General features: G+C 60.0%; 20 protein-coding genes. 5 read left to right on the top strand and 15 right to left on the bottom strand.

The genetic code is table 11. The features are described from left to right. Positions 1 to 26 precede the first annotated feature (26 nt). Positions 27 to 284 (bottom strand): metal-sensitive transcriptional regulator, encoded by a 258-nt coding sequence (locus L1F31_RS01620; protein WP_062239904.1) that lies wholly within the window; start codon positions 282 to 284, stop codon positions 27 to 29. A 189-nt stretch (positions 285 to 473) separates the two neighbouring features. On the opposite strand from L1F31_RS01620, the gene L1F31_RS01615 reads away from it, so the two are divergent. Both L1F31_RS01615 and L1F31_RS01610 read left to right on the top strand, forming a co-directional pair. After that, complete coding sequence (locus tag L1F31_RS01615; RefSeq protein WP_139906653.1) at positions 474 to 659, top strand: hypothetical protein; 186 nt, start codon at positions 474 to 476, stop codon at positions 657 to 659. A 46-nt stretch (positions 660 to 705) separates the two neighbouring features. Further along, positions 706 to 2,100, top strand: coding sequence for an MBL fold metallo-hydrolase (locus L1F31_RS01610; RefSeq protein WP_139906652.1), 1,395 nt, complete (start codon positions 706 to 708; stop codon positions 2,098 to 2,100). A gap of 36 nt (positions 2,101 to 2,136) precedes the next feature. Here the strand turns inward: L1F31_RS01610 and L1F31_RS01605 are convergent, their stop codons facing one another. Both L1F31_RS01605 and L1F31_RS01600 read right to left on the bottom strand, forming a co-directional pair. Beyond that, positions 2,137 to 3,702: an aspartate ammonia-lyase gene (locus tag L1F31_RS01605; RefSeq protein ID WP_265418990.1), complete on the bottom strand. Its 1,566-nt coding sequence runs from the start codon at positions 3,700 to 3,702 to the stop codon at positions 2,137 to 2,139. 194 nt (positions 3,703 to 3,896) lie between these two features. Beyond that, on the bottom strand, positions 3,897 to 4,508 hold the full coding sequence (locus L1F31_RS01600) for a GntR family transcriptional regulator (protein ID WP_265418989.1): 612 nt from the start codon (positions 4,506 to 4,508) through the stop codon (positions 3,897 to 3,899). Positions 4,509 to 4,568: 60 nt separating this feature from the next. Here L1F31_RS01600 and L1F31_RS01595 point away from each other — a divergent pair, with 60 nt between their 5' ends. Beyond that, positions 4,569 to 5,864: an MFS transporter gene (locus L1F31_RS01595; RefSeq protein WP_265418988.1), complete on the top strand. Its 1,296-nt coding sequence runs from the start codon at positions 4,569 to 4,571 to the stop codon at positions 5,862 to 5,864. A 9-nt stretch (positions 5,865 to 5,873) separates the two neighbouring features. On the opposite strand, the gene L1F31_RS01590 is transcribed toward L1F31_RS01595, so the two are convergent. Next, entirely contained in the window at positions 5,874 to 7,223 is a 1,350-nt protein-coding gene (locus tag L1F31_RS01590; protein WP_265418987.1) for an MFS transporter, read from the bottom strand. Between the two features lie 253 nt (positions 7,224 to 7,476). After that, complete coding sequence (locus tag L1F31_RS01585) at positions 7,477 to 7,800, bottom strand: CHY zinc finger protein (RefSeq protein WP_265418986.1); 324 nt, start codon at positions 7,798 to 7,800, stop codon at positions 7,477 to 7,479. A 129-nt stretch (positions 7,801 to 7,929) separates the two neighbouring features. Here L1F31_RS01585 and L1F31_RS01580 point away from each other — a divergent pair, with 129 nt between their 5' ends. Further along, positions 7,930 to 8,787 (top strand): DUF2891 family protein, encoded by an 858-nt coding sequence (locus L1F31_RS01580; RefSeq protein ID WP_265418985.1) that lies wholly within the window; start codon positions 7,930 to 7,932, stop codon positions 8,785 to 8,787. On the opposite strand, the gene L1F31_RS01575 is transcribed toward L1F31_RS01580, so the two are convergent. Then, positions 8,751 to 9,497: an ATP-binding protein gene (locus L1F31_RS01575; RefSeq protein ID WP_283255771.1), complete on the bottom strand. Its 747-nt coding sequence runs from the start codon at positions 9,495 to 9,497 to the stop codon at positions 8,751 to 8,753. The two genes, L1F31_RS01580 and L1F31_RS01575, sit on opposite strands and share 37 nt — an antisense overlap. Next, entirely contained in the window at positions 9,494 to 11,047 is a 1,554-nt protein-coding gene (gene istA, locus L1F31_RS01570; RefSeq protein WP_265417440.1) for an IS21 family transposase, read from the bottom strand. Before istA ends, L1F31_RS01575 begins: the two co-directional genes overlap by 4 nt. A gap of 177 nt (positions 11,048 to 11,224) precedes the next feature. Between istA and L1F31_RS01565 the strand changes: the two genes are divergently transcribed. Then, positions 11,225 to 11,557, top strand: coding sequence for a DUF2891 family protein (locus tag L1F31_RS01565; protein ID WP_429860976.1), 333 nt, complete (start codon positions 11,225 to 11,227; stop codon positions 11,555 to 11,557). Between the two features lie 29 nt (positions 11,558 to 11,586). Here the strand turns inward: L1F31_RS01565 and L1F31_RS01560 are convergent, their stop codons facing one another. From L1F31_RS01560 to L1F31_RS01525, 8 genes are all read right to left on the bottom strand, one after another. Further along, entirely contained in the window at positions 11,587 to 14,586 is a 3,000-nt protein-coding gene (locus L1F31_RS01560) for a DEAD/DEAH box helicase (protein WP_265418984.1), read from the bottom strand. 2 nt (positions 14,587 to 14,588) lie between these two features. Beyond that, positions 14,589 to 14,996, bottom strand: coding sequence for a (deoxy)nucleoside triphosphate pyrophosphohydrolase (locus tag L1F31_RS01555; protein WP_265418983.1), 408 nt, complete (start codon positions 14,994 to 14,996; stop codon positions 14,589 to 14,591). 1,165 nt (positions 14,997 to 16,161) lie between these two features. Next, positions 16,162 to 17,331, bottom strand: a complete 1,170-nt coding sequence (locus L1F31_RS01550; protein ID WP_265418982.1) for a CoA transferase — start codon at positions 17,329 to 17,331, stop codon at positions 16,162 to 16,164. Between the two features lie 10 nt (positions 17,332 to 17,341). Continuing rightward, positions 17,342 to 18,199 carry an HTD2 family dehydratase gene (locus L1F31_RS01545; protein ID WP_265418981.1) on the bottom strand — a complete coding sequence of 286 codons (858 nt, stop codon included), beginning with the start codon at positions 18,197 to 18,199 and terminating at the stop codon, positions 17,342 to 17,344. Between the two features lie 113 nt (positions 18,200 to 18,312). After that, positions 18,313 to 19,488, bottom strand: a complete 1,176-nt coding sequence (locus tag L1F31_RS01540; RefSeq protein WP_265418980.1) for an acyl-CoA dehydrogenase family protein — start codon at positions 19,486 to 19,488, stop codon at positions 18,313 to 18,315. Positions 19,489 to 19,502: 14 nt separating this feature from the next. Then, entirely contained in the window at positions 19,503 to 20,651 is a 1,149-nt protein-coding gene (locus tag L1F31_RS01535; protein ID WP_265418979.1) for an acyl-CoA dehydrogenase family protein, read from the bottom strand. Between the two features lie 47 nt (positions 20,652 to 20,698). Continuing rightward, positions 20,699 to 22,450 carry a FumA C-terminus/TtdB family hydratase beta subunit gene (locus L1F31_RS01530; RefSeq protein WP_429860938.1) on the bottom strand — a complete coding sequence of 584 codons (1,752 nt, stop codon included), beginning with the start codon at positions 22,448 to 22,450 and terminating at the stop codon, positions 20,699 to 20,701. A 5-nt stretch (positions 22,451 to 22,455) separates the two neighbouring features. Further along, on the bottom strand, positions 22,456 to 23,664 hold the full coding sequence (locus tag L1F31_RS01525; RefSeq protein ID WP_265418978.1) for a CaiB/BaiF CoA transferase family protein: 1,209 nt from the start codon (positions 23,662 to 23,664) through the stop codon (positions 22,456 to 22,458). Positions 23,665 to 23,822 lie beyond the last annotated feature (158 nt).

Raw genomic sequence — 23,822 nt, 5'->3', positions numbered from 1 at the left:
TGCCCCGTCACACCCCTCCGTCCTCATCAGGCCATTGAGAGGAAGAGCTTCTCGAGCTCTTCAGTGCGCACTTCGTCCTCGTCATCCTCGAGGCACTCCCGCAGTGCCGTCGAGATAATGAGGAATCCCGCCCGGTCGAGTGCCTTCGACACCGCCGAGAGCTGGTGGATGACGTCTCGACAGTGGCTTCCGTCCTCCACAGCGGTGATCACCGCGCCGAGCTGCCCCTGTGCCCGGCGCAGTCGATTGAGGACCTTCTTCTGCGCGGCAGGGTCGGCGAGCATCCGCTCTCCCGGGTCGCCCTCTGCGTTCGCCGGCTCAGCCGGGGACGTGTCGCGTTCGCTCATCGTCGTCCTTTCACGTTCTCGATGTTGACATCAACTATACCCCTAAGGGTATATTTACTGCATACCCCCTTGGGTATATGGAATTGATGACGAACCGGCCCGCTATGGCCGAAGAAGGAGACAGCTATGTGTCGAGCAGCGACGTGCCGAGTATGCGGAAAGACCACGTGGGCAGGATGCGGGCAACACATCCAGTCGGTGAAGAGCACGGTCCCGGCCGGCCAGTGGTGCAGCGGCAAGCACACCCAGGCCGAAGAGGATGCGGCCCGAGCGGCCAAGCCCGGGTTCTTATCCCGCCTCTTCGGCCGCTGACCCGGCGGCAGACCAAACACCCGTCGACCCCGGAAAGAAGACTCCCATGCTCCTCGAACGCATCTTCGACACCGACCTCGCTCATGCCAGCTACGTCATAGCCTGCCAGGCCAGCGGGGAGGCGATCGTCGTCGATCCCCGCCGGGACATCGCGGTCTACCGCGGCTTCGCCGACCGCCATGGACTGACGATCACCGCCGTCACCGAGACCCACATCCACGCCGACTACCTCTCCGGCACCCGCGAACTCGCCGCCGCCACCGGCGCGACGATGTACGTCTCTGGCGAAGGCGGACCCGACTGGTCCTACGGGGCGGGCTTCGACGACGCGGTGCGCCTGCACGACGGTGACGAGATCGCCCTCGGCAACATCACCCTGCGCGCCTCGCACACCCCCGGCCACACTCCCGAGCACCTGTCGTTCCTCGTCACCGACGGCGCCCAGGCCGACGCGCCGGGGTTCATGCTCACCGGCGACTTCGTCTTCGTCGGAGACACCGGACGCCCAGACCTCCTCGACGAGGCGGCCGGCGGCTCCGACACCCGCTTCGCCGGTGCCCGCGACCTCTTCGCCAGCCTCCGCGACCGCCTGCTCACCCTCCCCGACTACGTGCAGATCCTGCCCGCCCACGGCGCGGGAAGCGCCTGCGGCAAAGCCCTGGGGGCCATTCCGACGACCACCGTCGGCTACGAGCGCGCCTTCGCCTGGTGGTCGCCGTTCCTCGAGAGCGGCGATGAGCAGGGCTTCGTCGACGAACTGCTGTCCGGGCAGCCCGACGCCCACGCCTACTTCGCCAGGATGAAGACCGAGAACCGGGAGGGCCCGTCTCTCCTCGGCGAGCTCGCCGAGCTCGAGGAATTCGACGCCGGTCGAGTGCAGGAGAGGATCGAGGACGGCTCGGCGGCTTTCATCGACACCCGTCCGACCGCGGATGTCCATGCCGGCACCCCGGCCGGGGCCCTGCACATCCCGGGACCCGGAAAGGCCGCGAGCTTCGGCGCCTGGGTCTTCGACCCGGCCGCGGAGTCGACGCCGATTGTCGTCCTCGCAGACGACGCCGGGCAGGCGGCGGAGTTCCGGGATCATCTCATCAGGGTCGGCATCGACACAGTTGCAGGCTACGCGACCTCGCTTGCCGGAATGGATCTGCAACCGGTCGAGCTGGTCGCCCCGGCGAACCTGGCAGACGCAGCCGACATCCGCCTCGTCGATGTCCGTTCGAAGATCGAGCACGCCGGCGGCCACATCCCCGGTGCGACCCAACTCAGCGGCGGCCGCGCCCTGTGGGAACTCGACCGCCTGCCGAGCGAAGGCCGGATCGTCACCTACTGCCAGAGCGGCACCCGCAGCAGCATCACCGCCAGCGCCCTGCGCCGTGCCGGATACCAGGTAGCCGAGCTCGCCGGCTCCTACGACGCCTGGCGGTCGCTCGAGTCCTGATCCGGAACAGGGAGCTGCCGGCCCTGCGCGAGCCGCTTACCCCTCCCGGTCGGGGATGATCGGAAGCTCGGTCGTCACCTCATCCCGGGGAACCGCCTCGGCGCTGGTCGCGGTGTTGTCCACGGAATCATCGGCGGGCATTCCGGTCAGCCGTTCGGGGTGGAGGATCTCGCCGAGCTCGTCCCGTTCGAGCAGCCCGTGCTCGACGACGAGATCGGCGATCGGTTCGTTCTTCGCCAGAGCTTCCTTCGCGAGCTTCGCTGCGGCGACATAGCCGATGACCGGGGCCAGAGCCGTGATGACGGTGACCGAACGGTCGACAGTGTCTTCGATGTGCGCCTCGTTGGCGGTGATGCCGTTGACGCAGTTGACGCGGAAGGTCTGTGCCGCACGCTCGAGCCACGTGATCGACTGGAACAGCGAGTGGGCGATTATCGGTTCGAAGGCGTTGAGCTGCAGCTGCCCGCCTTCGACGGCCATGGACACGGTGACGTCGGCGCCGGCCACGGAGTACGCGACCTGGGACACCGCCTCGGGGATGACGGGATTGACCTTGCCGGGCATGATCGACGATCCGGCCTGGCGGGCGGGCAGGTTGATCTCGCCGATGCCTGCCTGGGGCCCCGAGGACAGCAGGCGCAGGTCGTTGGCGATCTTCGACATCTTCAGGGCGCTGCGCTTGAGCGCACCGGAGAAAGTGATGAAGACGCCGGTGTCGGAGGTCGATTCGACGAGGTCGCCGGCCGTCTTCAGGTCGAGCCCGGTGATCTCACGCAGGTGCTTGATGACCGCTTCCTTGTACCCGACCGGTGCGTTGATTGAGGTGCCGATCGCGGTGGCGCCCATGTTCACCTCGCCGAGGAGGGCGACGGCTTCCTCGAGGCGCTGGACGTCTTCGCGGAGGGTGGTGGCGAAGGCGTTGAATTCCTGGCCGAGCGTCATCGGCACTGCGTCCTGCAGCTGGGTGCGCCCGACCTTGACGATATGAGCGAACTCGCGGCCCTTCGCGGCGAAGGCATCAGCGAGGAGTCGAAGCTCGCCGAGGAGGTTCTGCAGTGAGAACGCCAGCGCGATCTTGATCGCGGTCGGGTAGGTGTCGTTCGTCGACTGGCTGTGGTTCGTGTGGTCGTTGGGGTGGATGAACGCGTAGTCGCCCTTGGAGCGGCCGGCGATCTCGAGGGCACGGTTGGTGATGACCTCGTTGGCGTTCATGTTCGTCGAGGTGCCGGCTCCGCCCTGGACGACGCCGACGGCGAACTGGTCGTGGAGTTTGCCTGCCTTGATCTCTTCGCAGGCGGCGTCGATGAGGTTCGCGCGCTGGTCATCGAGAGCCCCGATCTCGGCGTTGGCGCGGGCTGCGGCCTGTTTGACGCAGGCGAAGGCACGGACGAAGTCGGGGTAGACGGAGATGGGGCGCCGGGCGATGGGGAAGTTCTCGTTCGCTCGAGCCGTGTGCACGCCCCAGTACGCGGTGTCGGGGATCTCGAGGCTGCCGATCGAGTCGGTCTCGGTGCGGGTGGGGAGGTTCGGGTTCGCCGCGGTCGGCGAGGTGAGGGGAAGGGAGGCAGTGTTGGGCGTTGCGGAGGCGTTTGGCTCAGTCATAGTGATTTCAGAGTCTCACATTTTCCGTGCCGACCGAAGCTGGCTTCGGCAGGTCCGGACGGGCGGGTTGTTTCCCGAGATGAAGCGGGATCGTTCGGTTGGTTCCGTGCCGCTTGCGGCCCGATTCGTCCCATCGCTCGCCGAGGCGGCCGAACGTTTGGTCGACACGTTCCCGCCCCGTGTCGCCAGGTGGTTCAGCTCGCGAAATCTTCTGCAGCGATCCGCTCGTTAGTACGCACGTTCCAGAGAGCTGACAGGCTCTCGAGAACGAACTCTCGATCCATTCTGAAAAGTCCGTCTGTCAGTTCGAGCTGAAGCGTCTTGGTCTGTTCTCCAGTCTCACCCTGATGAGAGGTTCCTGGAGCCAGCAGCAAAGCAAACATCGTTTGCCTGTGGAACTGAATCAGACGTTCACTACCGCACGAAACCACAAGAGTATGCAGAAATTTCGGCAGGCTCCCCGAACTGGCTTTCCTCAATTCACGTAGATCATAGTCATTCTCGAGAATCCTTTTTACTGCACTGCGCTCGAAGAACTCCAGCAGACTCAGCAGCTCCGGCACATCTGACTGTTCGACTATGCGCACTTTCAATGCGGCATGTGCGTGCCTGACAAGTAGTCCGTCGAAAATCAATCTCTCAAGGGCGTTGCGAGCACTCGGCCGAGCCACTCCGTACTCGGCTGCCACACCTGTTTCAGCGATCGCGTCGCCGGGCTGATATTCTCCTGAAAGGATCCTGCCACGAAGATGAGTCGACAGATCATCCGCAAGTACTTTCCCCCGCCGTTTCATCTGGTTGGTCATCTCCTCAGTGCCAAAGCGATTCAATAATCAGGATACGTTGGAGGCGGGTGTAGACCAATCTTGGAAGATGAGTTCTCTGTACCCGCACGTCTCGGAATGAAGGCGTTCCTGGCTCGTCGCTGGGCGGTATTCATCGTTGCATATGTCGGTTACGCCGCCTGCTATTTCGTCCGGAACAACCTCGTGGTCGTCAGCGACCTCATGACCAAAGAACTTGGATGGTCGGCGGTGGCGATCGGTTCAATCTTGACTGGCTTCGCCATCAGCTACGGCATCGGCAAGTTGATCATGGGCGTCATTGTCGACCACCTTCGACTTCGGCATTCATTCGCGGGGGCGTTAGCCATCAGCGCGGTCCTTTGCATCTTGATGTCATTCCAACGCGACCCTGCAGTCTTCTGCCTTTTCCTTGTCGCCATCGGCCTCGTCCAAGGAGCGTGTGCACCTGCCGCACTGGCGACTATTGGAGCTTGGTATCCGGCCTCTCAACGCGGCAGCCGTATCGGAGTCTGGAACACTTCGCAAAATGTCGGCGCTGGCACTCTGGCAGTCATAATCTCAGCCAGCCTTGCGTTCGCTGGCCCTTCCCAGTGGCACATTGCGTTTTGGCTTCCCGGACTCATAGCACTGGCTTGTTCTGGACTCATATTCTTCGTCGGTGGAGACCGACCTTGGCAAGAGGGGATGCCCACCCTCAAAGAGCTGTATGGCTCAAGAGCACTCCCGGAGGTCCAGGTTCCAGCCGATGTCTCCTACTGGAGACTCGTGCGTGTGCACGTTGTCGGCAATCGCACCCTCCTGCTCCTGGCGACTCTCAATACCCTCCTCTATGTCCTCCGTTTCGGCATACTCAGCTGGATCCCGATATTCGGGTCGGACGTACATGCGATGTCTCCGCACCAGACATCCGTGGTCATCACGATGTTCGAATGGGGAGCAGTACCGGGAGCACTGATATTCGCCTGGATCGCGCTCAAACATCCTTGGCGTGTCACTATCCCTGCCGCAGTGGGAATCGCAGTGCTGTCGCTGCTCATTCTTGCCTACGCCTTTGCAGGAACGCCCGTTTCGGTGGCGGCCCTCGCACTCCCAATGGGAGCTCTGATTTACGGCCCGCAGATCATCATCAATGTGCTCACGGTCCAGTTCGTATCGCCTCGAGCCGTTGGCGTAGCAATCGGCTGGGTTGGCCTGGGCGGCTACCTGGTCGGTGCCGCCCTGGCCAACCTCTCGTTGCCCCGAATCGCAGAATCGATCGGATGGACTTCAGGCACTGTCGGCCTTTCAGTCGTCGGTCTCGCCTGCGTCTTCATTTGCATTCGACTTCGCCGAGCCGAACGCAACGCCGCTGTCTAGTAATACGTCTTAGGCTTTGACGATCTTCTTCTCGTAACGTCCAAGGAAAAGGTAGATTGCAGCACCGGCAAGTGCGATCAGACAGAGCACGGTGAAGCTCGCTCCCCAGCTCAGCATCTCTGCAAGTATCGGCATAACCAGGTTCGCAGCAAGTTCGCCGACTATGTATCCAAAGAGACCCACGAACCCGACGGCCACGCCCGCAGCTTTGAGAGGAACAACGTTCAGGGTCAAGATGTTCACGATGAGCTGCGGGCCATAGATCAGACCGCCCATGAGTCCGGTCACAATCAGCAATACCGGGTAGCTCTCATTTCCCATGTAGATGAAGATCAGCGCTGCCAGCAGCAGCAGGCCGACACAGCCGACGATCGCCTGCTTGTTCGGCGCCTTGATCGCGATCCAGGCGAAAATGAAGCACCCTGGAATCGCCACCCACTCCAACATCGAAAATGCTGTCAGGTACTGGCTTTCGCTGAAGCCCATCTCTGTTCCGAGGAATGCAGGAATCCAGTTCGTGATGCCGAACCGCAAGAAGTAGAGAATCGCGTTGATCAGACCGATCAACAGCACCACTGGCGACGTCAGAACGAAGCGGACAAAGATCCGCATGTACCCTTCATCGGGCGCGACTTCGACCTGAGGCTCGCCGAACTCTCCATAAATGGTGGATAGGCGATCTTTGCCTTCGTCTTCAGGGCGATCTCCGCCCTTCTTCCAGAACCAGAAGCTCAGAGCCAGAACCAGCGCACCGGGGATGAGGAATCCCACCCAGGTATTTCCGGGACCAACGAGGGTGACGAGCCAGGTGATCAGCAAAGGAAGTCCAGCACCTCCTGCATTTTGTGAAGTGTTCCAGATCGCGATCCCCGAACCACGCGATTTGTTCGGATACCAATTCGCAATCATCGCCATCGAAGACGGCGCAAGTGCACCCTGGACGACGCCGAGCATGAGCATCAGAATAAACAACAGCACGAAGTTGTGAGTGAAGCCAAGACCGATGCAGATCAGCGCTGAAGCTGCAAGACAGCCAGCGAAAATCTTTCGCAAACTAACACGGTCCGCAACTGCGCCCATACCGAACTTCGCGAATCCGTATGTGATGGTGAATGCCGTCAGAATGATGCCGACTTGGGTTAAGCTCCAGCCATTTTCCAGACGAATGCTCTCACTCTGGAGCTTGAAGTTGTTTCTCACAAAGTAGGCACAGACGTAGCCAACATAGGCAACTAAAAACACCACCTTGCGTCTCGATAGGTACGACCTGAAGCGTTCTGGATGGGCACTCCGATAGAGCTCCGCGGCTTCTTCCTGGCTCCCGGGCGAGCCCGCCGACCGTGCCTGCTGATCAGACATGATGATTCTCTTTTCACTCGACAACTCTGTCTCTCAACGTCTGCTTTGGATGACGCTCTCACTGATTGTATAGCAATCTTAAGTAGTGTCTGACAAAGCGATATGCGATGGACGTATGGCCAACGGCTAGACGAATGAGTGTTGGATGTTACGCCCTGGAGGGAGGCACCCTGTTGAACCTCGTCTGGGCATACTCCGAGTCAAATCATGAGCAGTCGCAGCTGAGGACGATCGGTCGGCTCGCGACGCGAGGTCATTTCTGGAAGTAGAATTCCGAGTGCGCTTCGCAACGAGGGTTGAAAGCGGCCCCGCATTCCGGACAGGCGTCGACCGTTTTGTAGGCGCTGATCGTCAGCTCGGTCCAGCAGTTTCCGCAGAGGATCGCGGGCTGGTCCCACCTCTCGCGCGGCCATTGCTGTGCGGGATGATCAGCAGTCTCCGAGTGGCACAGGTGGCAGGGATAATAGCGGTCGCAGCAGGCGAAGCGGATCGCGATGATGTCGAGGTCGGTGGCGTAGTGGACGCACCTAGTGTAATCGTCGACCGTCGTGCCGAAGACCTCCGGAGATGGCGTCATTGCTCGCCTGTCCTTCCTGCACGTCACGACCAGGGCTGGTCTTAGTCCGTTCCAGCTTAGCGGCAGTGGTTCGGCTCTCGGCCAGCTGATTAGCCCAGTAGAGTGGAATCCCCGACCAGATGAGGATCCATGCCGCAGATTGACGACTACGTCCACCCCTTCGCCGAGGTGGCGCTGAGCAACGTCACCCGTGCATATCCGTTCGCCTCCCATCATCTGGCGCGGAGTCTGGCCGATATTGTGCCGGCGGTGGAGAAGCACCCTGCATTCGCGAACTCCTATGACTGGCATTCGAGCGTGCACATGCACTACCTCCTGGCGTCGCTGTTGGAGACCGAGGAGGCCCAGCGCGCTGATTGGCGTGAAAGGGCGTTAGAAGTTCTGACTTCGCATTTGAGTGAAGAGAATATCCTCGCCGAGGCGGCTTTCCTCCGTGAGAATCCGTCGTGGGAGCGGCCGTATGGCTGGGCCTGGGCGGTCGAGCTCAATCGGGTGCTGAATGCCAGCGCCGTTTCGGAGCTTCGTGCGCTCGGCGCGAACACTCAAGTGCTCGCGTACACGGTCTTCGATCTTGCATCGACGTGGCTGCCCAAAGTGGCCGCGCCAGTCCGGCATGGGGTGCACTCGAACACCGCATTCGGGCTGCGTCGGATTCTTTTGGGCGCCCGGGAGGCAGATCGTCACGATGTCGTCGACATCATTGCCGGTGCAGCTCGTCGATTCTTCGCCGAGGATGCCGCCTGGAATTTTGTTCAGGAGCGCAGCGGTCACGACTTCCTCTCCCCCGGATTATGCGAGGCCGATCTCATGGCTGAGATCCTCACCGAGGATGAGCTTGAGTATTTGAAGCTTTGGGGACCAGTCGATCGTGCGTTTGGGAGCCACCGATATTGCCGGTGGGGGCCAGCAGCCGGGACTATCGGGTCCACCAGCCACCCACCGACGGTTTCTCACGAATTCAGAGCAGCATGTTCACGCATGTTATGACTGCCAGTCTCGACCCAGATCGTGTTGTGCACGATTCGGTCCATGATCGCATCCGCGTGGACTCCAGACCCTAGTCGTTGATGCCAGTCCTTCTTCGCATACTGGGTACAGAACACCGTCGATGCCGTGTCGTAGCGGCGCTCGAGCAGTTCCAGCAGCATACTGCGCATAGCCTCATCGGGAGGATCGAGTAACCATTCGTCGATGACGAGGACGGTGAACGCGGCGTATTTCTTCAATAACTTCGTCGTGCCCAGCGGTTTGTCCTTTGCTAGTGCCCAGGCCTCTTCCAGATCAGGCATGCGAATGTAGTGAGCTCGGATCCGGTGCTGACAGGCTCGTTTTGCTAGAGCACATCCCAGATAGGACTTTCCCGAACCGGTGAATCCTTGGAACACGACGTTCTGGCCGCGGTCGATGAAGCCGCAGGTTCCTAGCTGCGCGATCACGTTCTGATCCAGTCCTCTCTCATCGACGCGGGACAGTTGCCGCAGGTCCGCTGCCGGGTATCGTAGTCCGGCCCGGCGGATGAGTCCTTCAACTTTGGCATGGTTGAACCTCGAGTGGGCTTCGTCGACGATCAACTGCAGGCGTTCATCGAAGCTCATTCCCATAGTCAGGTCCTCGTCCTGGGACTCGAGTGCCTCCAGCAAAGGTGTCGCACCCATCTCGCGCAGCTTGCGCTTGGTTTCTGTATCGATCGCCGTCACTGTCGGCCTCCTGCATAGTAGGAGGCTCCACGAACGTAACCGCCGTGCTCGACAGGCTGAGCCTCGTCGGCTCTGGTGTGGTCTTGCCCTGTGACCAGGATCGGGTTCACATGCGCATAGCGTGGGGACCTCACCGGACCGGCCAAAGCGATCCGGCAGGCCGCCTCGACCCTTTCAGCAGAGTAACGGCGGGCCAGCCTCAACACCGCCAGGGCCGGGTTGAGTCCTTGCTCGTCGATGGGAACAGACTCGAAAATGCGATCGATGACAACCAGTGCCGATGGACCGATCCGCTCGGCCCACCGGCGGGCTCGCGGTTTGTCCCACAGCTGGTACTTCTCGCCGACCGGCAGGTCGGCCTCATTCGTCCGATACTCATTCGCTGCCGTTACCGGTAGCAGCAGGTGCGTCGTGATCCTCTCATGGCCGGAATAGACCTCAAGACTGCGATCGGTGATTCGCAGATCAACCTTGGCGCCGATATGGGCAAACGGCACTGAATAATAGTTCCGCGCCCAACTGACATGCCCATTCCTGGCCACCCGGCGCCCGTAGACCCACCGGCTGATCTCGTAGGCAACCTGCGGCAATCGCCTCAGCAGTGGCTGCTCATCGGTGGTGAAGACGCTGAGTCTGGAACCTGGCCGCTTCTGGAAGGGCTCGGCGTTATAGGCTGCGACTCGCTCCTCGATCGCCGATGCCAGTTCCGGCAGCGAAGCAAACCGTCGGTCCCGAAGTCCCGCGATCACCCACGTGGCCACATGCCCGACAGTGTTCTCCACACTCGCCTTGTCTTTCGGTGCTCTGATCCGGCCCGGAAGCACTGCCGCCGAATAGTGGGCAGCCATTTCCCGATAAGCATCGTTGAGCACGACCTCACCATCGCGGGGATGAGCGATCACTCCGGTTTTGAGGTTGTCCGGCACGATCCTCGGCGTCGATCCGTCGAAAGCGGTGAACATTGCCACATGCGCCCGCAACCAGGAATCCTGGCTCATATCCAGACTCGGATACACGAACGCGTACCGGCTGAATGGCAGACACGCGACGAACAGATACACGGTCACAGGCTGACTCGCCCCCGACGGATACAGTCGCATCGTCGGCCCCGACCAATCGACTTCGATCGTCTGCGCGGCCTTGTGACCGACTCGGGAAGCGGCGCCAGTGACCAGCACATGACGTTGATAGGTGCGGCAGAACCGGTCGTAGCTCATCGCCGCATCACCAGCAGCAGCGCATGCATCGACATACTCGCCATGGAGGAGCTTCAGCGTCACCCCGACCCGAGCCATCTCCTTATGGATTCGTTCCCAGTCGGGTTGGGCGAACACACTGTGATGGTCGCCGCGGCCCGGGAACAACAGACTGTACACCTCACCATCGGGGCAGTCTTTGACATCATCCCAACTCAGGCCGGCAGCATTCGCGGCATCGAGGACTTGGGTGACAGACTTACGGGACATCGCCTGAGACGATGCAATAGCTCTTCCCGAGAGCCCCTCGGCCCGAAGCTGTAGAACCAGCTTCGCTCTGATCTTGCGTACCATGAATATTCTCCTTCTGCCGCGTGCCCTATACACGCGGCGGAAGGAGCTTATACGTCAGTGGCCCCCATGCACGCCATAGCTGGCCCCGAACCACACGATTATCTGATCAGGCGTCCGGCCCCCGAACCCACGATTGACGGCCCCCAATAAAGCGGATATTCAGAGCTTACGTCATGGCTGCCGAGTTTCCTTTCGGAGCTGTCTCCCGAGTCACCAGCGCTCACACCTGTGAAGGTCCTCGACCCCACCGGCGGCCAACAGAGCCACCTCTACGGCCTAGGACTGTCGATTGCGGCATCGGTGATGCGGCTGGCCCCGAGGCTGGAGGCGATTACAGAGAAGGCTGGCCATGACGAGCTCATGGCACAGGCCAAGGGCATGCTCACTCGCGTCGATTCGCTCATGGCGCCTGGTCTCGAGGCTGCTGTGTCAAACGAGTACGTGTCCTCTCATTGGCTCGCGACGTTTGCGTGGGAGGCGTTAATCCAACGAGCTAGCAGCCGCCACTAGTAATATCTCCTGCCCCGACAGTCTCATCGTTAGAACAGCTTGTCTTTCTGGTCGTCGCTATATTCATACCGAATTGGTGACTCTTCGTGGCTAAAGTCAATTGACTGAGCTGCCGAGCCACGACTCTTTGCATCTTCGATTGCCGGGCCTGTCGTCAAATAGTCATAGAGCGCTGCATCAATGGGGTACTCCAAGTTGAGGTCCATCGTGACAACGTCCAAACTCTTCCCATTCTCCCCAGGCATCTTTGTTTGCACTGGGTCCGAGGACGTAGCCTGGCCCAAGTAGTAAAAGTCAGTGCCTTCAGCGTCGTCCTTCTTAGCAAAGAGGAACAGCGGGACCTCATTGTTCACAATTGACCGGACTTCCTTGCTCTGCAAAGTCCTCTTGCTGCGTGTGAACCAGCGGAGAGTGTTCTCGCTGACAAATGAGTCTTCGTACGAAGTGCTCGCCGACACGTCGTCATCTTTGTGATAAGTCACGAAGATTGGACACGAGTTGGAGTAGACGTCGACCTTGTACCCGTACATCGTCCCCTTTTGGTCGCTTTGCCAATTGAGCAATCTACAAACGTCTTTGCGCGAGTACTTCTTCCCGGCCTCTAGCCGCTCATCCCAGCGGTACCTGTGACGAGACAAGAAGAGCCCTGTCTCGATTGCATCATTCAAATGAGCTAAGAAGCTGGGCGAGTTTTCAAGCAAATGCAGGAATTCTGAGGTTGGAGTGACCCTGCCGTCCGTCCAATCGACGATCGGAGTCCCGTATTTCTTCTGATCGCCCTCAGTAAAGAATTCAAAATTGAAAATTCTTTCGATGGAGTCGATCGTGGCCTGGTCTGAAGTCGTATCCTTTTGGTCAAAAAGCGAGCGAAGGTCACTCACAGTCACAGAAGTCCTTGAACTCACTAGTTGATCGAGCACCAGAAGTTCGTGGGGTCGTTTGCCGTTCAGAAACTCCTGACTGACCATTGACAGGATCTGGCTCTCTCTGTCTGTGGGCTGCTCGTCTTCGACTTTGAATGCATTGAGTAGTTTCCAATAGTTGCCACGCGCACTGGCTATGACGACGGGATCAACAACATCAAAGCGCGCATAATCCATCAGCATCGGCGGCCTACCGAGTCGGGTATGCAGGTCTCTAAAGGACTGCTTGAGATTCTTCAGGCTATCCAGGCGTGTGGACTCGATCGACTTGAAGATCCGTTCCTTTGCGACCGCATCAAAATTAATGCTTGAGAGTCCAGAAACCGCACCTACATCTTGAGCTTCAATCATCTTTTTTCGGAGAGAATCCTTGTTCAGGCTGCTGTCCCCGAAGAGTGCAATCGGCACAAGGAAGTTGTTCGTGTAGTTGCCGATGAAGTCGATAACGATGAGATGACTCTTGCCGGCTGCTTTGCGCAAACCGCGACCCAGCTGCTGGGTGAAGATAATGCTCGACTGAGTTTGCCGAAGCATGACCACTTGGTTGACAGTACGGATATCAATGCCTTCGTTAAACACATCGACGGTAATAATGTAGTCGAGCTCTCCGTTTTCAAGCTGAGCGACTACGCGTTCACGAGTTTCAACCGAATCTTCACCAGTTAGAGCTCGCGTTCGAAGCTGATTACCATGAACTTGCTTTTGGTTGAGAAGCATCGATAGCTCTCGAGCTTCATCTTTACGACTGCAGAACATGAGGCCCCTGACAGGGTCCCCAACATGCCCGTAACGCTCTATTGCCTCTATAAGGTGGGCTACTCGTTCCGGCGCCACAAGGGTGCGAAGTTGGCTTGCGTCACCGATGACTTCGCCGTCCTTCTCGAAGTCGGTGACTCCGTAATAGTGGAACGGGGCGAGCATGTCCTCCTCGAGCGCTTTTTGCAGTCGAATCTCGTATGGCACGTTGAAGTCGAACAGGCTATAGACATTGAAATCGTCTGACCGCTCGGGTGTAGCGGTGATTCCAAGCATGAATTCCGGGGTGAAGTACTGAATGATGTTCTGGTGCAACCTCGCACCGGCCCTATGAACCTCATCGATGAGGATGTAGTCGAAGTGGTCGGGCGCGATTTGGCTCAGCTTTTCAGGAGACCCCAGTGACTGCACGGTTCCAAATACGAATCGTCGATCAAGTTCTCTACGTGACCCGACGAACTTCCCAACCTCATGTTCCTCAAGATCGAGCACTTTGGTGAATTCCTCAATCGCGCGATCGAGAATTTGTTCTCGGTGCACGACGAAGAGCACTCGTTCCGGATTTGCGGCCTTCACGTCTAGCGCCGCGAGAATGGTCTTACCTGTGCCAGTCGCCGACACGACTAGAGCTTTATCCTCACCCGAGTCGCGTACTTTTTGAATTTCAACGAGAGCCTCTGCCTGCATCGCGTTGGCGACAATCTGAGTACGAGTCCCTGGCAGCTGAAGGTTCGACCCCGAAACTTCGCTACGTGCCGAAGGCGGGACGTACAACTCTTCGTATGCATTGATCCAGTCATCGCTCAGCAGCGTGGCGGACTCAAGCTGGATATCAATTGCAGCAGCAAGCTGCTGAACAATATCGCCGTCAGGAAGTGCTGAGAACCTCAGGTTCCACTCGTGGTTTCGCTTGAGCGCCCGAGAAGTCAGATTTGAGCTACCCACGATCGCTGTGGTCGTAGCTGCTTGCTCGAAGATGAAGCCTTTGGGATGGAAACCTCTTGTGTCATCTTCAAACACGTACACTTCGATGCCAAGGTCGTGGAGATTCTTCAGTTCCCTAAATGACTCAGGTGAGTTGAAACCTAAGTAAGTCGAAGTGATGATTCGGCCCCCGCCCGGGAACTCAATCAGTGGCTGCTTCAATGAAGCGATTGCGTCTGAACTGACAAATGCAACTGAAAAGGTGAAGCTCTTCGAGCGTCGCAGTTCTTCAAGGATGGCTTTGTGCATCGTGTTGGCTTCAACATTTGAAACCAACATCGGGTTGAAGAGGCGCTCCGCGGGTGACGAACGATCAAGAAATCCGAACGCTGTGTCTCGCTGAAGATGCTCTGGAACTGTTGCCACGCCTACTCCTCGGTCATTGAGAAATCTTGCACCACCTTTTCAACTGCAGGTATATCAGCTGGCGCCCACTCCACCGAATCGAGGTCGGTTGCTTCGATCCATCGAATTTCGGAATGTTCAGTTAGTTTCGGTTCGCCTTCGACTAGCTTTGAGTAGAAGGTAGTCAGGGTGACGAAGCCAAAATCGTACTCGTGCCGAGTCGAAGCGACTTCATCTCCAATCTCAGCCGTGCATAATAGCTCTTCTTGGAGCTCCCGGACGAGAGCCGCACGAGGAGTTTCACCGGCTTCGATCTTGCCACCGGGAAACTCCCACATGCCTGGCAGCGACATCTTGGAGCTCCTCTGCGCAGCCAAGATCCTTCGTCCGTCCACAATGATGGCACCGACGACGTTGATTTCCTTCTTCATTACTTACACTCCTACTGGGAGAACGACGCCAGTGACAGCCTATCCGCTTCTTAGCGGACAGAGAGTTCCCGAACGCATCAGGCGACCACTTGTCTTAGACATGAGCATGCATGAATCGCACTCTGACACCAGTCCCCTTGCTGATTAAGTTAAGATGTTCACAAAGCAACGTAGCTTGAATGTCGCCTGACCTACGAAGGTGCCATATGGAATCAGCACTCATCCAAGACACGGAACCGCCAGAAGTCGTAGCCGCTCATGAACTGCGCTCATGGTCTGAACCCGAAATTGCTTCAGTAAAGTTCAGATGCATCCATTGCACAGTTGAACTCACGCCTGCATCGTTCCGGCCACATAACGTAGTGCAACCCCACTTTCGGACAAGCCGGACCTTGGAGCATGATGCCTGTTGCTTGTTCATCAAGCAGAGCCCTGATGTTTCGGGTCAACGAGGTCAAGTTGGTGACGATTTCACATCGGAAATATTTCGACCCGTGTCCGGGTTTCCGGTGAAGCTAGTCGAGCCCACAGAGAAGAAAGTTACTAGCGCTTCAGGTGAACTTCGAACAAGCGTTCCCGGTCTGCAGGGGTCAGACAAACTCAGGAGTCGCCGACAGTACTCTTCAGCCCACCGTGCAGCGTCGTCCCGCACACTTCGCGCCTTCGCTGATGCCCACTGGAACATGACAAAGGAAGAGCGGAGTGTAGCGCCGATTGATCTGCCGGGCATTGATGCAGACACCTACCAATTCGCGTTTAAACGGCTTCCCTACAACGACATTGAACACTTGGCATACGCTCGAGTCTTCTATGCGGATATCCGCTATACCGCCGAACTTAGGCGAACAACCTACACGTTCGAGTTGGAGTTCTTTGCCGGCGAATATGACCCTGACAAAAAGCGACACACTCGCCCTTGGAAGCTAGTGATTGATCACACCAGCTGGTCTGAAATACAACGGAAAGACTTTCAGTCAGAATTTGACACCGCCGTCCACGAAGCCCAAAAGCCCAAACCCAGCCCACGATGCTACGCGCTTGCCCAACAAGATAGAGGGTCCCCGGAGCTCCTACGCGTCAGCAAGCGCCACTTAGTCACAGTGCTTATGCGTCTTTCTTCACATTGACTGTCATTCTCATTGCTGGCGCTTATTGAACTACGCTTTCATGTGTCTGCATCGAGGGCCAACATCTCAGCTAACACGCTCTCCGAATCCCCACCCAACCTCGGTGCTGGTACAGCCGCAGCCGCCGGGGACCCACTGAACTTCAATGGAACGCGGGGAGCCAGCACCCGCCCGACTCCCGGCTGGTCAATCTCGGTGAGCATCGGGTTCTCCGTCGAACACCGGGGATCCGAGTTCACCAGCTCCTCGAAAGTCTGAAACCCGCCGACGAGCACTCCGGCCTCGGCGAGCAGCTTCGTCGCGTCCTCGGAGTCGTGCGCGGTGAACCACGGCCGTACCACCGCATCAATAGCCTCCCGCGCCTCGAACCGGCCGCCCTCGGTGTTCAGGTCGACGTCGAGCAGTGGCCCGATCATCTCGAGCTTCTCGGACAGACCCGTCGCCTTCCCCAGGCCCCGCCAATGCTTATTGGAGATGACCACGACCATGATCTGCCGACCATCCGCGCACTCGAACGACTGCCCATACGCACCGTACAGTCCATTGCCCAAGGCACCGCGGGTCTTGTCTGTCGCCTGCACCTCGGCGATGTAGCCGAGATTGCCGACGGTGGCGAGCATGACATCGGACAGGGCCAGAGTGATCTCCTGGCCTTTACCTGAGGAACGACGATCCAACTCGGCGGCCATGATCCCGTTGGATATATAGAGCCCCGCAGCAACGTCCCATGCCGGCACCGCATTATTCACTGGGCGCTCGTCATCACCGGTGATGATCGGGAACCCACTGGCCGCATTCACCGTGTAATCGACCGCCGGGGAACCGTCGTGCCACCCGCCCAGGCGGAGCATGACGAGATCTTCGCGATGCTGTTTGAGATTCTCATAGCTCAACCACCCACGGGCCGGCAGATTCGTAATGAAGGTCCCCGCCTCAGCGATCAGCTGGGTGGCGATCTTCTGCCCCTCCTCGGACTTCAGATCCAGCGTGACCGAGCGCTTCCCCTTATTCAGAGACGCCCAGTAGATCGATGTGCCGTCATCGCTGATCGGCCACCGATTCGCATCGATATTCCCACCGATGGGGTCGATGCGGATGACATCAGCGCCGAGCTGCGCGAGCGTCATCGACCCCAGCGGGGCTGCGACGAAGGCAGAGATCTCGACGATCTTGAGGCCGGTCAGAGGTGCGGGGCGGGTATCGGTCATGCTGTGCTCCTCAGTTCTTCGTCGTCACGGTGGCGGCGATCGCGGTCTTCCCACCCGGGGCGATGGCCTGGAGTTCGTGGGTACCGGGTTCCGTCTCTCGCCCAACGAGGTGGATCTGCTCGTTCGCGAACAACGGGGACTTCGCCGTAAAACGATATTCGGCCACAGCCGCCTCGGGGTGGGTGGACATGAACGCATCCAACAACAGTGTCGCGGTCAACGGACCGTGCGTGACCAGCCCGGGGTAACCTTCGACTTCGGTGACATACGGGTGGTCGTAGTGAATGCGGTGGGAGTTGAACGTCAACGCCGAGTAGCGGAAGAGCGTGACCTCGTTCGGCCTGACCGAGCGCGTCCAGTCCCAGCCTTCGGGCGCGGGCGAATCCGCCCGTGGGGGCTTCGCCGCCGATCCCTCCGGCGCCGAGGTCGCCTCCCGGTAGACAATCGCGTGCTGATCCGTCGTGGCAGGCTTCCCGTCCGCGGTGATCTCGTGGCGGAGAACCACGAAGCACAGGGGTCCGGTGCTGCCGGTCTTCTCCGTGATCGATTCGATCGTCGTCGTCCGCTCGATCGTCTGCCCGGGCAGGATCGGGGCGTGGAAGGTCAGGTCGCTGCCGGCCCACATCCGCCTGGGCAGAAGCACCGGGGGCAAGAACCCGCCAAGCGCGGCATGACCGTCAGCGCCGAGGTCACTCCTCGGCACATCATCTTCGGAGAAATGCAGCCAATGCCCCAACGGGAACAGGGGTGCCACCGGGTCACCGTCGTGACCGAGAAGTGTCGCCAGGCGTGCAGCCCGTTCCCCATCGGCGATCTCGAAGGCGGTCGAGGTCCGCCCGACCCAATCCTGAAGGTTCGTCTCAGTCATCGCAGTCAAGTTCCTTACGGTAGTTCGTAAAATACACCCACATTGCGCCATTGCTACCTGACGGCGGCGCAGATACCTGGCGCCAGGTTGCTGGGCCGCCGTCAGGTAGTAAATCAGCGGCCTAAGAGTTCGTCGGAAATGATGCGCATCTGGATCTCCGATGACCCCTCGAAGATCTTCGTCAGGCGGGCGTCCCTCCAGTGGCGTTCGACGGCGAAGTCCTTCGTGTACCCGGCACCACCATGGATCTGCACGGCCTCGGAGGTGACTTTCTCGCTCATCTCTCCGGCCAGGTACTTCACCATCGCGGCCTCCTTGTCACAGCGACGGCCCGAATCGATCTCAGTGCATACGTGGTACATCAGCTGCCGGCACGCTTCAATCTGCGCGGCCATGTCCGCGACCTTGAACCGCAGATGCTGGAAATCCGCCAACGGGTGCCCGAACTGTTCACGTTCCTTCAGATACTTCACCGAGTCTTCGAGAGCCGCCTGCGCCAAGCCGATCGACCGAGCCGCCGTATGCGCACGCCCGACCTCGAGACCGGACACTGCCTGGTAGAACCCACGCCCTTCCTCACCGAGGAGAGAATCAGCCGGCAGGACGAAGTTGTCGAACGACAATTCCCACGTCTTCCACCCGAAGTACCCGATCTTCTTCGCTGGTGCCCCAGAAATCCCGTCCGGGAAAGTGCCGCGTTCCTTTTCGACGAGGAACACCGAAATCCCCCGATGCCGTTTCTCTTCTGTAGAGGTGCGGGCGAAGAGGACGATGTAGTCAGCCTGATCGGCATACGTGCACCACATCTTCGTGCCATTGATGACCCAGTCACCGTCCGCATTGCGTTCGGCCTTGCACCGCAGGTTCGCCACATCCGACCCGGCCTCCGCCTCGGAGAGGGCGAAGGCGCCGAGGTATTCACCGGCGGCGACCTTCGGCAGCAGGCGTGCTTCCTGCTCGGGTGAGAACCCGCCGCCCATGCCGTTGCCGCGGGCGAGCAGTCCGGCCACGGACATCCAGGCACGGGAGAGTTCCTCAGCGACGAGGCAGTACTCGAACACGCCGAGTCCGAGGCCACCGAACTCTTCGGGGATGAGGATGCCGAAGAAGCCCATGTCGGCCATTTGCTTGACCATTGAATCCGGGAACTGGCCCTCGACGGGGTCGAGCTCGTTGGCGATGGGGAGAACGACGTCGCGCGCAAATTCCCGGGCGAGCGCTTGGATCTCGAGGCGTTCCTCGGTCATCATGTGCGGCGTGTTCGGACGAGGACGCGGCTTATGAGTCATGAGTGGATCCTTCCTCAGGCCTTGTTGCGGCCGATGAGCTGCTTGGCGATGACGTTCATCTGGATCTCGTTCGTGCCTTCGCCGACGATCATCAGCGGGGCGTCACGGTAGTAGCGTTCGACGTCGTATTCGGTGGAGTATCCGTAACCGCCATGGACACGGATCGCGTCAAGAGCCACCTCGGCGGCCATCTCTGACGCATAGAGCTTCGCCATTCCGGCTTCCATGTCCACACGTGCCCCGGAATCGTAGGTGCGAGCGGCGTGGAGGACGAGCTGTCGAGCGGCCTCGAGCTTCGTCGCCATTGTGGCGAGCTTGTTGCCCACCGACTGGTGTTTCCAGATCGGCTTGCCCATCGACTCGCGTTCCTGCGAGTACTTCACCGCATCATCAAGCGCCGCCTGAGCGACGCCGAGCGACCGAGAGGCAACTTGGATACGTCCGATCTCGAGTCCCTTCATCATCTGCTTGAATCCGACGCCCTCGGTCTCACCGAGCAGCTGTGACTGCGGCTGCCTCAGTCCGTCGAAGGACAGTTCGCAGGTCTCGACGCCTTTGTATCCGAGCTTCGACAGATCCTGGGAGACGGTGAAGCCCTCCCCCTTCTCCACGAGGATGATCGAGATGCCCTTGTGGCGCGGTTCTGCCTCGGGGTCGGTCTTGCACAGCAGCGCGATGAGGTCGGACTTCCGGGCGTTCGTGATCCACGTCTTCGAGCCGTTGATGACGTAGTCGTCGCCGTCCTTGGTCGCGGTGGTGCGCATGGCCTGCAGATCGGAGCCGCCGCCGGGTTCGGTCAGCGCCATCGTTGCCCGCAGCTCGCCAGTGGCCATCCGCGGCAGGTACTTGTCCTTCTGCTCATCGGTGCCGAATTCCTGGAGGAGCTTCGCGACAACAGTGTGCCCACCCATTGCTCCGGCCAGGGACATCCACCCGCGAGCGAGTTCCTGCGTGATGAGCGCATACGCCTCGGTCGAGACCTTGCCCATCCCCCACGGCTCGTCGATGGCGAGCCCGTAGATACCCATGTCCTTCATCGTCTGGATCCACGCTTCGGGGTACTCGTTCGCGTGCTCAACCCGGTTGACCTCGGGCTTGACCTGTTCGTCGATGAATTCGGCGACCAGATCGATCATCATCTGCTCTTCATTGCTCACTGCCATGGTGAATTCCTCTGTTCGTTCGTCGCTCGTTCGTCGTCTCGGAAAGTTCAGTCCAGTCGGGTGCCATCGCGGACGGTGCGGGTGCGCCCCAGTCCGAGCGTCGGCGGTTCCGTCGTGTCGAAGAAGTCGTTGCCCTTGTCATCGGTGATGATGAACGCCGGGAAGTCCTCGACCTCGATCTTCCACACGGCTTCCATCCCGAGCTCCTCCATATCGAGGACCTCGACGGAGGTGATGCAGTCCTGAGCCAGCCGGGCGGCCGGTCCGCCGATCGAGCCGAGGTAGAAACCGCCGAATTCGGCGCACGAGTTCTTCACCTGTGCCGACCGATTGCCCTTGCCAAGCATGATCATCGACCCGCCGGCCGCCTGCAACTCACGCACATACGTGTCCATCCGCGACGAGGTGGTCGGACCGAACGACCCCGACGGCATCCCCTCGGGCGTCTTCGCCGGTCCCGCATAGTAGATCGGATGATCCTTGACATAGTCGGGCAGATCCTCACAAGCGCCGAGGCGGTCTCGCAGGTTCGCATGCACGATGTCGCGGGCAACGATCATCGTTCCCGTCAGCGACACCCGATCCCCGACTGACAGTTCAGACAGCTGCGCTTGCAGGTCCGACATCGGTCGGTCGAGGTCGATATCGGTGACGTTGCCGGATTCGATCTCTTCGACGCGGCCCATCGACGGCAGGAACCGAGCCGGATCGTGTTCGAGCTCCTCGATGAACACGCCGTCTGCATTAATGCGCGCGATGATCTGCCTGTCGGCCGAACAGCTCACCGCGATCGCAATCGGCAGGGAGCCGTTGTGACGGGGCAGCCGGACGACGCGGACGTCGTGGCAGAAGTACTTGCCGCCGAACTGGGCACCGAAGCCGAGGTTCTGCGTGAGTTCGAAGACGGTCTCCTCGAACTGCTTGTCCCGGAATCCGTGGCCCAACTCAGCATCACCGGCCTCGGGCAGGTCGTCGAGGTAGTGGGCGCTGGCGAGCTTCGCTGTCTTGAGCGTGAACTCGGCCGAGGGCCCGCCGATGACGACAGCGAGGTGGTACGGAGGGCAGGCTGCAGTGCCCAGCGTGGAGATCTTATCGGCGAGGAATTCGAGCATCGACGACTCGTTGAGCACGGCCTTCGTTTCCTGATAGAGGAAGGACTTGTTTGCGCTCCCTCCGCCTTTGGCCATGAACAGCAGCTCGTAGTCATCGGTGGGGCTTAAGGCCACTTCGATCTGGGCAGGCAGGTTCGTGCCGGTGTTCGACTCCTCGAACAGGCTCGTGGGAGCCAGCTGCGAATAGCGGAGGTTGAGTTCTTCGTATGCGCGGCCGATTCCGCGGGACAGATGCTTCGCGTCATCGCCATCGGTGAGCACATTGGGTCCGCGTTTGGCCGAGACGATTGCCGTTCCTGTGTCCTGGCACATCGGCAGGATCTCCCCAGCGGAGACCGCAGCGTTCTGCAGCAGGTCGAGAGCGACGTAGACGTCGTTCTCACTCGCCTCCGGGTCGTCGATGATCGCTCTCAGGCTGGCCAGATGGTCGGTGCGCAGGTAGTGGGAGATCTCTTTGAAGGCCACCTCGGCGAGGTCGGACAGGGTCTCCGGCGCCACGGTGAGGAAGGTGCGAGAGGTCCCGGCCACCTCGGCGGTGGTCGTCTCCACTCCCCTGATCTCGAGGCGGCGCATCCGCAGACCCTCACCGTCGGTGGGAAGCAGCGGTGAATAGGCGAAGTCAGGCCGTCCGTCCTCGATCACCGAGGCGGCTCGACCGTCTGCTGTGCGTGCTGGTTCGTGGTTCATCGCCTTCAGATCACCCCATTGCTGCGCAGTTCGCCGATCGCTTCGGCATCCATTCCCATTTCGCCGAGGATGGACTCCGAATTCTGCCCGACCGCGGGGATCGGGTCCATGCGGCAGCCGACCCCGGACATCTCGACCGGGGGTGCGAGCATCGAGATCGGACCGACCGGAGTGTCGACGTCGTGCCAGCGGTGGCGTTCGGTCAGCTGCGGGTGGTCGGCGATCTCGCTCATATCGCGCTGCCGGGAGTGGGCGACGCCGGCGGCTTCGAGCAGTTCGTCGCAGGCTTCTCCGGTGAGTTCCGCGAAGGCTCCGTCGATGATGTCCTGGAGTTCGTGACGGTGGGCGTAGCGGTGGGCGGCCCGGTCGAAGCGTTCGTCGGAGACCATATCGGGGCGGTCGAGGACCTGAGTGGCGAAGCGCTCCCATTCGCGTTCGTTCTGGATGGCGAGCATGATCTGAGTGCCGTCGCCGCAGGTGAACGCCCCGTATGGAGCGATTGCCGCATGGGAGGTGCCGGCCCGGGTGGGACGGGTGCCGCCATAGCGGGTGAAGTAGAGCGGGTAGCCCATCCATTCGACGAGGGAGTCGAAGAGGCTCGTCGACAAGGTGGCGCCCTCACCAGTGCGTTCGCGGTTGAATAGGGCGGTGAGAATGCCGGAGTACGTGTACATGCCGGCGGCGATATCTGCCGTCGAGATTCCCGTCTTTGCGGGGAACTCCTCTGTTCCGGTCACGGAGACCAGTCCTGCTTCGGCCTGCACAAGAGCATCGTAGGCCTTTGCGTCCTTGTAGGGTCCGTCCGTTCCGTATCCGGAGATCGAAGCGTGGATGAGTCGCGGGTTGAGATCTCGCAGTTCGTCAGCACCCAGACCCAGTCGGCCAGCGGCACCGGGGGCAAAGTTCTGAATGAAGACATCGGCCGAGGCGATCAGATCGTGAAGGATCTGCAGGCCTTCAGAGCTCTTGAGGTCGAGGGCGAGGCTCTCCTTGTTCCGGTTGATCCACACGAAGTGACTCGACAGACCGTTGACAGTCGTGTCATACCCGCGAGCGAAGTCCCCGACACCGGGGCGTTCGATCTTGATGACCCGCGCACCGAGGTCGGCGAGCTGGCGTGAGGCGAACGGCGCGGCGACGGCTTGTTCGCAGCTGATGACGGTGATGCCCGTCAGCGGCAGGCGCGCTTCGGATGCCTGAGCAGTAGTGGCCATCGGCCCTCCACGACGAGGTGTGATTCATTGACGCTCACATCATACATATCTTTCCAGATAATGCATTCTTTGGTCTCATCCGATGGTCGAGCCTGTAGACTGGAGCAATCAGGACATCAACCGGGCGCGCTGCGACCGAACCGCGTATGACCGAAAGG

Origin of the sequence: Brevibacterium spongiae (genome assembly GCF_026168515.1) — a bacterium.
GTDB lineage: Bacteria > Actinomycetota > Actinomycetes > Actinomycetales > Brevibacteriaceae > Brevibacterium > Brevibacterium spongiae.
The sequence above is the reverse complement of the archived record's forward strand: the minus strand, read 5'-3'. Positions and strand labels throughout refer to the sequence as shown.